This window comes from Streptomyces sp. NPDC059900 (genome assembly GCF_050270335.1).
Classification (GTDB): Bacteria; Actinomycetota; Actinomycetes; order Streptomycetales; family Streptomycetaceae; genus Streptomyces.
In genome coordinates this window covers 1-8,550 of record NZ_JBNNJZ010000356.1, presented here as the reverse complement: position 1 = coordinate 8,550, position 8,550 = coordinate 1, and the positions used below count along the sequence as shown (strand labels likewise).

Annotated in this window: 7 protein-coding genes; all 7 read right to left on the bottom strand. The window is 68.9% G+C overall.

The genetic code is table 11. From position 1 onward, the window contains the following. Window positions 1-42: 42 nt before the first annotated feature. Window positions 43-1,320 (bottom strand): thymidine phosphorylase, encoded by a 1,278-nt coding sequence (locus ACQKIP_RS32240; protein WP_365865965.1) that lies wholly within the window; start codon window positions 1,318-1,320, stop codon window positions 43-45. A 109-nt stretch (window positions 1,321-1,429) separates the two neighbouring features. Next, window positions 1,430-1,819, bottom strand: coding sequence for a cytidine deaminase (locus tag ACQKIP_RS32235; protein WP_365865963.1), 390 nt, complete (start codon window positions 1,817-1,819; stop codon window positions 1,430-1,432). Beyond that, window positions 1,816-3,078, bottom strand: coding sequence for an ABC transporter permease (locus ACQKIP_RS32230; protein WP_365865962.1), 1,263 nt, complete (start codon window positions 3,076-3,078; stop codon window positions 1,816-1,818). Before ACQKIP_RS32230 ends, ACQKIP_RS32235 begins: the two co-directional genes overlap by 4 nt. Beyond that, window positions 3,075-4,217, bottom strand: coding sequence for an ABC transporter permease (locus tag ACQKIP_RS32225; protein ID WP_365865960.1), 1,143 nt, complete (start codon window positions 4,215-4,217; stop codon window positions 3,075-3,077). Before ACQKIP_RS32225 ends, ACQKIP_RS32230 begins: the two co-directional genes overlap by 4 nt. Next, window positions 4,214-5,950, bottom strand: a complete 1,737-nt coding sequence (locus tag ACQKIP_RS32220; RefSeq protein WP_365865959.1) for an ABC transporter ATP-binding protein — start codon at window positions 5,948-5,950, stop codon at window positions 4,214-4,216. The genes ACQKIP_RS32225 and ACQKIP_RS32220 overlap by 4 nt, the downstream gene beginning before the upstream one ends. A gap of 138 nt (window positions 5,951-6,088) precedes the next feature. Beyond that, a complete protein-coding gene (locus ACQKIP_RS32215) occupies window positions 6,089-7,144 on the bottom strand; it encodes a BMP family lipoprotein (RefSeq protein ID WP_365865957.1) in 1,056 nt (351 codons plus the stop codon). 231 nt (window positions 7,145-7,375) lie between these two features. Continuing rightward, complete coding sequence (locus ACQKIP_RS32210; RefSeq protein WP_365865955.1) at window positions 7,376-8,428, bottom strand: BMP family lipoprotein; 1,053 nt, start codon at window positions 8,426-8,428, stop codon at window positions 7,376-7,378. Between the last annotated feature and the right edge of the window lie 122 nt (window positions 8,429-8,550).

The window sequence follows — 8,550 nt, the reverse complement described above, 5'->3', positions numbered from 1 at the left end:
GGGATTGGGGAGAGCCCCGCAGGGACCGCCCTGACCCGCCCCCTACGCGATCCGGTCCATGACGATCGGCGTCGCCGAGAAGCCCGTGCCCTCCGCTGCGATGTCGAAGGCACCCTCCACCGCCTGCAAGGCGTACTCGAAGCGCTCGGGGGTGTCCGTGTGCAGGGTCATCAAGGGCTGGCCCGCGGTCACGGCCGCGCCGGGCTTCGCGTGGAGCTCCACACCCGCGCCCGCCTGGACCACGTCCTCCTTGCGCGCGCGCCCCGCACCCAGACGCCACGCGGCGACACCGACGTCGTACGCGTCGAGGCGGGTCAGGACACCCGACGACGGCGCCGTCACGACGTGCGTCTCCCGGGCCACCGGGAGCGTCGCGTCCGGGTCGCCGCCCTGGGCGGAGATCATCCGGCGCCACACATCCATCGCGGAGCCATCGGCCAGCGCCTTCGCCGGGTCGACGTCCTTGAGACCCGCCGCGTCCAGCATCTCCCGCGCCAGGGCGAGGGTCAGCTCGACCACGTCCGAGGGCCCGCCGCCCGCGAGGACCTCGACCGACTCGCGGACCTCGAGCGCGTTGCCCGCCGTCAGGCCGAGCGGCGTGGACATGTCCGTCAGGAGCGCCACCGTACGGACGCCGTGGTCCGTGCCGAGGCCCACCATCGTGGACGCCAGCTCACGCGCGTCCTCCAGGGTCTTCATGAAGGCGCCGGTGCCGACCTTCACGTCCAGGACCAGCGAGCCCGTACCCTCGGCGATCTTCTTCGACATGATCGAGGAAGCGATCAGCGGGATCGCCTCCACCGTGCCGGTCACGTCCCGCAGCGCGTACAGCTTCTTGTCGGCGGGGGCCAGGCCGTCGCCCGCCGCGCAGATCACCGAGCCGACGCCGTCGAGGACCGAGAGCATCTCCTCGTTCGAGAGGAGTGCCCGCCAGCCGGGGATCGCTTCCAGCTTGTCCAGGGTGCCGCCCGTGTGGCCGAGGCCCCGGCCCGACAGCTGCGGGACCGCCGCGCCGCACGCCGCGACCAGCGGGGCGAGCGGCAGCGTGATCTTGTCGCCGACGCCGCCCGTGGAGTGCTTGTCGGCGGTGGGGCGGGAGAGGGACGAGAAGTCCATGCGCTCGCCGCTCGCGATCATCGCGGCCGTCCAGCGGGCGATCTCGCCGCGGTTCATGCCGTTCAGGAGGATCGCCATGGCGAGGGCCGACATCTGCTCGTCGGCGACCGCGCCGCGGGTGTACGCGTCGATGACCCAGTCGATCTGCTCGCCGCTCAGCTCGCCCCGGTCCCGCTTCGTACGGATGACGGAGATGACGTCCATGGCATAACCCCTCTTTGCGCATTAAAACGGTGAGGCGACTCTACGCGCATAGAGCCGCGAGATGAAGACGGCCCCCGCCTGAAGATCCACAACAGGCAGGGGCCGTAGGTCAGTTCAAGTGCTCCGGGCCGAACGCGTCCGGCAGCATGTCCCCCAGTGACCGGATTCCGGCGGCCGTCTCCAGGAGGAGCGCGGGGCCGCCGAACTCGTAGAGCAGCTGGCGGCAGCGGCCGCACGGCATCAGGATCTCGCCCTTGCCGTCGACGCAGGTGAAGTGCGTCAGGCGGCCGCCCCCGGTGAGCTGGAGCTGCGAGACGAGGCCGCACTCGGCGCACAGACCGAGGCCGTACGAGGCGTTCTCGACGTTGCAGCCCGACACCGTGCGGCCGTCGTCCACGAGGGCCGCGGCACCGACCGGGAAGCCCGAGTAGGGCGCGTACGCACGGGACATGGCCTCGCGCGCAGCGTCCCGCAGCGCGTCCCAGTCGGTCTCGGTCACGTTCCTTGACCCTTTCGGTAGGGCTGGCCGTCCGCCTTCGGCATGCGCAGCCGCTGGGCGGAGAGCGAGAGCACGAGCAGCGTGACGACGTACGGCGTCGCGGTGACGACCTGGTTGGGCACCTCGTCGGTCAAGCCGTACCACGCGAACATCAGCGCCGAGACCGCCGCGGTGATCACCGCGGGGACGTAACGCTTGCGCCATACGAGGTAGATCGCGCCGATGACCAGCAGGATCGCGAGCAGCAGGAGCAGCGCGTGCACGTTCGTGCCGCCACCCCGGAGCTTCAGGCTGTCGGTGTAACCGAACAGGCCCGCACCGAGCGCGAGTCCGCCCGGCATCCAGTTGCCGAAGATCATCGCGGCGAGGCCGATGTAGCCGCGCCCGCCGGTCTGGCCCTCCAGGTAGATGTTCGAGCCGACGAGCGACAGGAACGCGCCGCCGAGTCCGGCGAGACCGCCGGAGATGACCACGGCGAGGTACTTGTACTTGTAGACGTTCACGCCGAGGGACTCGGCCGCGACCGGGTTCTCGCCGCAGGAGCGCAGGCGCAGGCCGAACGACGTGCGCCAAAGCACCCACCAGCTGATCGGCACCATCGCGACGGCGATGACGGTCAGCGGCGAGAGGTTCGTGATCAGGCCGCCGAGCAGGCCCGCGATGTCGGAGACCAGGAACCAGTGCTTCTCGTTGAGGTCCTGGAGCCAGTCGGACAGGCCCGGTACGGAGAAGGTGCCCAGCGAGTCCACCGGCGGCGATTGCTTGGACGTACCGCCCTTCTCGCCCTCGAAGGCGAAGGTGGAGAGGTAGCGGGTGACGCCCAGGGCGAGGATGTTGATGGCCACACCGGAGACGATGTGGTTGACGTTGAAGGTGACCGTCACGATCGCGTGCAGGAGGCCGCCGAGCGCGCCGCCGAGGATGCCGAAGACGATGCCGACCCACGGACCCCACTGGTAGCCGGCGAACGCGCCGAACCAGGTGCCGAGGATGAGCATGCCCTCAAGACCGATGTTGACCACGCCCGCGCGCTCGGCCCACAGACCGCCGAGGCCCGCGAGGCCGATCGGCACGGCGAGCCGCAGCGCGGTGGACATCTGGCCGGTGGAGGTGATGCCGTCCGCGTCGGTGATCAGCCGGACCACGGACGTCAGGACGAGGACGCCCGAGATGATCAGGAGGAGGACGGGGAGCGATATGCGGCGGCGGCCCGGCGCGGGCTGCTTGGCCGGGGGCTTGGCTACGGTTGCCGTGCTCATCGGGCAGCCACCTCCTTCACGGTGTCGTTGTTGCCGTTGCCGTTGTTGTCACGGGCGGCCGCGGCCAGTTCCTCGCCGACGCGGCGCTGCTGGCGCTTGAGGCCCCAGCGGCGTACGGCCTCGTACGAGACGACGACCGCGATCACGATGAGGCCCTGCATGATCACCGCGATCTCCTTGTCGTACGCGACCGGGGTCGCGTAGTCCAGGGCGGGCGACGCCTTGTCGAGGAAGGCCCAGAGCAGCGAGGCGAACGCGATGCCGACCGGGCTGTTGCGACCCAGGAGCGCGATGCCGATGCCGGTGAAGCCGAGGCCCGCGGGGAAGCTGAGGCTGTAGGTGTGGGTGTCGCCGAGCAGGATCGGCATGCCCGCGAGGCCCGCGACCGCGCCGGAGATCAGCATGGCGCTGAGCACCATGCGCTTGGCGTTCACGCCGGAGGCCGCGGCGGCCGACTCGGAGGCGCCGGTGGCGCGCAGGTCGAAGCCGAAGCGGGTGCGGTTGAGGACGAGCCAGTACAGGACGCCCGCGAGCGCGGCGACGATCACGAAGCCGTAGATCTCGCCGGACTCGCCCATGCTGATGCCGGGGAACCAGCCGGACTCGTGCATCTCGCCGGTGGTCTGGTTGTTGCCGACCGGGACACCGAAGTTCTCGGTGAGGGTCAGGTAGCCGATGACGCTCGTCGCGATGGCGTTGAGCATGATCGTCGCGACGACCTCGCTGACTCCGCGGGTGGTCTTGAGGATGCCCGCGATGCCCGCCCAGAAGGCGCCGGTGAGCATGGCGACCAGCATCAGGAGCGGGATCTGGAGCGGTGCGGGCAGCGCCACGTGCGCGCCGACGACCGCGGTGACCATCGCGGCCAGGCGGTACTGCCCGTCCACACCGATGTTGAACAGGTTCATGCGGAAGCCGACGGCCACCGCGAGCGCGGCCAGGTAGTACATCCCGGCCTGGTTGATGGTCAGGACCTGGACGTCGGAGTAGCTGATCTGCTCCAGCATCAGGGTGTACGGCTCGATCGGGTTCTTGCCCGAAGCGAGCAGCACGACCGAGGTCAGCGCCACGGCCACGACAAGGGCGATGACCGGTCCGGCCACCGCGAGGAGCACGCGCTCCTTGTCGAACTTCTTCATCGGGCCTCGTCCTCCGAAGTCTCGGCAGAGCCCTCTTCGGGGTCTTCTTCTACGTGTTCGAGGTGGCCGGAAGCCGCACCCGTCATCGCCGAGCCGAGCTCCTCCGGCGTGACGGTGGCCGGGTCGGCGTCGGCGACGAGCCGCCCGCGGTAGATCACGCGGAGGGTGTCGGAGAGGCCGATCAGCTCGTCCAGGTCCGCCGAGATCAGCAGGACGGCGAGTCCTTCGCGGCGGGCCTCGCGGATCTGGTCCCAGATCTGGGCCTGCGCGCCGACGTCCACACCGCGGGTGGGGTGGGCGGCGATCAGGAAGCGGGGCTTGTGGCTCATCTCGCGGCCGACGATCAGCTTCTGCTGGTTGCCGCCGGACAGCGAGGCGGCGGTGACGTCGATGCCGGGCGTGCGGACGTCGTACTGCTCGACGATGCGCCGGGTGTCGGCCTGCGCGCCCTTGGGGTCGAGCCAGAAGCCGCCCTTGCCGCGGGAGTTGGGCTTCTCGGTGACGTGACCGAGGATGCGGTTCTCCCAGAGCGGCGACTCCAGGAGGAGGCCGTGGCGGTGGCGGTCCTCGGGGATGTAGCCGACGCCCTGCTCGCGGCGGTGGCGCGTGGCGAGGTCGGTGATGTCCTTGCCGGCCATGCGGATAACGCCGGAGTCGGCGTGCTTGAGGCCGATGAGCGCGTCGATCAGCTCGGTCTGGCCGTTGCCCTCGACGCCCGCGAGACCCAGGACTTCGCCCTCGTGGATGGTGAAGGAGATGTGGTCGAGGAGGGCGCGGCCCGACTCGCCGTCGGCGAGCAGCTTGAGCTCCTCGACCTCGATCATCGCCCGGTCGGTGACCGTCGACTCGGCCGTCTCCGGGGTGGGCAGTTCGCTGCCCACCATCAGCTCGGCGAGCTGGCGCGGGGTCGTCTCGGAGGGGATCGCCGTGCCGACGGTCGTGCCGCGCCGGATGACGGTGATGTCGTCGGCCACGGACAGGACTTCGCCCAGCTTGTGGGAGATGAAGATGACGGACAGGCCCTCGGACTTCAGCTCGCGCAGGTTGTCGAAGAGCGCGTCGACCTCCTGCGGCACGAGGACCGCGGTCGGCTCGTCGAGGATCAGCGTGGTGGCGCCGCGGTAGAGGACCTTGAGGATCTCCACGCGCTGGCGGTCGGCGACGCCGAGGTCCTCGACCATGGCGTCGGGGCGCACCCCGAGGCCGTACCGCTCGGATATCTCGGCGATCTTGCGGCGGGCGGCACCGCCGATGCCGTGCAGCTTCTCGCTGCCGAGAACGATGTTCTCCAGGACCGTGAGCTGGTCGGCGAGCATGAAGTGCTGGTGGACCATGCCGATGCCGCGCGCGATGGCGTCGGCGGGGCTGGAGAAGCTCACCTGGGTGCCGTCGACCGCGATGGTGCCCTCGTCCGGCTTCTGCATGCCGTAGAGGATCTTCATCAGGGTGGACTTGCCCGCGCCGTTCTCGCCGACGAGGGCGTGCACGGTGCCCTTGCGGACGATCAGGCGGATGTCGTGGTTGGCCACGACGCCCGGGAAGCGCTTGGTGATGCCGGTGAGTTCAACGGCAACGGCCTGTGCGGTGGGCTTGCCCTTGTCGGGGCGGGTGGACGCGTCGATGGCGCACTCTCCTCGGGAATCCTCAGGAAAGGGGCCACCTACGCGCGTAGCGCCCCTGGTTCGACGGGAGTTGAGCTGTGGGCCGCGCGAACGGGGCGCGGGGGAAACCATCGTCCCCCACACCCCGTTCCGCGACCATCACGCTGTTGTTACGGCTGTGGCGACCGCCGTCGAAGCGGTCACCGCGGCCGTCGTCACGGCTGGTCCTGCCGGTACTGCCGGTCTTGCTGCTACCGGTGACGGCTGCCGTTACGGCGTCGTCTTGACCTTGATCTTGCCGCTGGTGATGCCCTCTTCGGCCTTCTTCAGCGCGGCCTGGACATCGGCCATCTTCTTGAACTCCGGGTTCGAGTCGGCGAGCGCGACGCCACCGGACTTCAGGTCGGCGCGGACGACGCCGCCCTCGGCGTTGTCCTCGGCGACGGACTTCGCCAGGTTGTAGACCGACCCGGCGACGTCCTTCGTCGCGGAGGTCAGGATGTACTTCTTGTACTTGGCGAGCGTGTCCTGCTTGTACTGGTCGGAGTCGACGCCGATCGCCCAGACCTTCTTGGCGGCCGCGGCCTCGATGACGCCCTGACCGGAGAGACCGGCCGCGTGGTAGACCACGTCGGCGCCGTCCTCGATCTGACCCTGCGCGGCGGTCTTGCCCTTGTCGGGGCTGGTGAAGCCGCCGTCCTCGGCCTTCTCCGTCAGGTACTGCTTGACGACCTTGACCTTGGGGTTCGTGTCCTTGACGCCCTGGGTGAAGCCGGCCTCGAACTTGTGGATGAGCGGAACGTCCACGCCGCCGACGAAGCCGACGGTCTTGCTCTTGGTCGTCTTGGCGGCGGTGACGCCCGCGAGGTACGAGGCCTCCTGCTCGCTGAAGACCAGGTCCGCGACGTTCTTGGCCTTGACGGTCTCGTCGTCGACGATGCCGAAGGTGACCTTCGGGTACTTCGCCGAGACCTCCTTGACCGCCGGGGCGTAGGCGTAACCGACGCCGATCACCGGGTTGTAGCCCTGCTTGACGAGCTCGGTGAGGCGCTGGGTCTTGTCGGCGTCCGACTCCCCGTCGCTCGGCTCGACGGCCTTCTTGCCGATCTTCAGCTCTGTGGCAGCCTTGTCCATACCGGCCGTCGCGGCGTCGTTGAAGGACTGGTCGCCCTTGCCGCCGACGTCGTACGCGATGGCGACGCCCTTGCTCTTGCCGTCGTTCTTGGAACCGGCGGCATCGCTGGACGTGCCGCCGCAGGCGGTGGCGGAGACGGCGAGGGCGGCGGTGGCTACACCCGCTGCGGCAATTCGGGAAACCCGGCGCATAGAGAGGAACTCCTTATGTACAAGCAAGCACAAGCACGTACGAGCGCCTCACCTGGCGCTGATTTCGCCGCAGCGTAACGCGCGTAGACCTGACATAAGAACCCTTCTGTCCCGTCCGTTATCGAGCTGTGGCCGCGAGGTTGCGCGAGCATGTACGCAGTGTGGGGCGCCCCTCACGCAAGGGGCGCCCCACCTGTCGTCACGTTCTGCGGCTACGTCCTGCCGCGAGGCTCACGGCGTGGTCTTGACCGTGACCTTGCCGTCGACGATGTCCTTCTCTGCCTTCTCCACGGCGGCGACCACGTCCTTCATCGCCGTGTACTTCGGGTTCGTGTCGGCGAACCCGACGCGGCCCGACTTCAGGTCGTAGCGCTGCTCGCCGGTGATCGGCTTGCCCTCGACGACCGACTTGGTCAGGTCGTAGACGGCGCCGCCGACGTCCTTGAGGGCCGAGCCGAGGATGTAGTCCTTGTACTTGGCCAGGGCCTTCTGCTTGTACTGGTCGGAGTCGACGCCGATCGCCCACACCTTCTGCGAGCCGGCCTCCTGGATCACGCCCTGCCCCGAGAGGCCCGCCGCGTGGTACAGCACGTCGGCGCCCGACTCGATCTGGCCGCTGGCCGCGTTCTGGCCCTTGTCGGGGCTGGAGAAGCCGCCGTCCTCGGGCTTCTCCGTCAGATACTGCTTCTCGATCTTGACCTTGGGGTTCGTGTCCTTGACCCCCTGCACGAAGCCCGCCTCGAACTTGTGGATGAGCGGGATGTCCACGCCGCCGATGAACCCGACGTGATCGGCCTTGGTCGCCTTCGCGGCGGCGACACCCGCCAGATACGACCCCTGCTCCTCGTGGAAAACCAGATCGGAGACGTTGTCGGCCTTGACGGTGTTGTCGTCGATGATCCCGAAGGTGGTCTTCGGGAACTTCGCGGCGACCTCCTTGATGGCGGGCGCGTAGATGTACCCGACGCCGATGACCGGGTTGTAGCCCTGCTTGGCCAGCTGCTCGATCCGCTGGACCTTGTCGGCACTGGACTCGCCGTCGCCCGGCTCCATGTCCACGCCGCCGATCTTGAAGTCCTTGCGCGCCTTCTCGTATCCGGCGAAGGCGGCGTCGTTGAACGACTGGTCGCCCTGGCCGCCGATGTCGTACGCGAGACCTATGCCCTTGTCGTCGTACTTCGAGGAGCCTGAGGCCTTGTCGCCCTTCCCCTCGTCCTCCGAGGACGCCTCACTGCTGGTCTTGCCGCACGCCGATGCCGCGAGGGCGAGGGACGCCACCGCCACGGCCACTTGGGAGAGCCGTGATGCCCGGGCTCCCCGGATTCCACCGGACCCGCCGGTTCCACGAGATCCTCGACGAAGACGCATAGGACGCACCCCTTACGTTCCCCAAAGCACCCTTGGCG

Bases quoted from the DNA above. Each gene is read 5' to 3' on its own strand.
- ACQKIP_RS32240 (WP_365865965.1), bottom strand. From the start codon at position 1,320: ATGGACGTCATCTCCGTCATCCGTACGAAGCGGGACCGGGGCGAGCTG.
- ACQKIP_RS32230 (WP_365865962.1), bottom strand. From the start codon at position 3,078: ATGAGCACGGCAACCGTAGCCAAGCCCCCGGCCAAGCAGCCCGCGCCG.
- ACQKIP_RS32225 (WP_365865960.1), bottom strand. From the start codon at position 4,217: ATGAAGAAGTTCGACAAGGAGCGCGTGCTCCTCGCGGTGGCCGGACCG.
- ACQKIP_RS32220 (WP_365865959.1), bottom strand. From the start codon at position 5,950: ATGGTTTCCCCCGCGCCCCGTTCGCGCGGCCCACAGCTCAACTCCCGT.
- ACQKIP_RS32215 (WP_365865957.1), bottom strand. From the start codon at position 7,144: ATGCGCCGGGTTTCCCGAATTGCCGCAGCGGGTGTAGCCACCGCCGCC.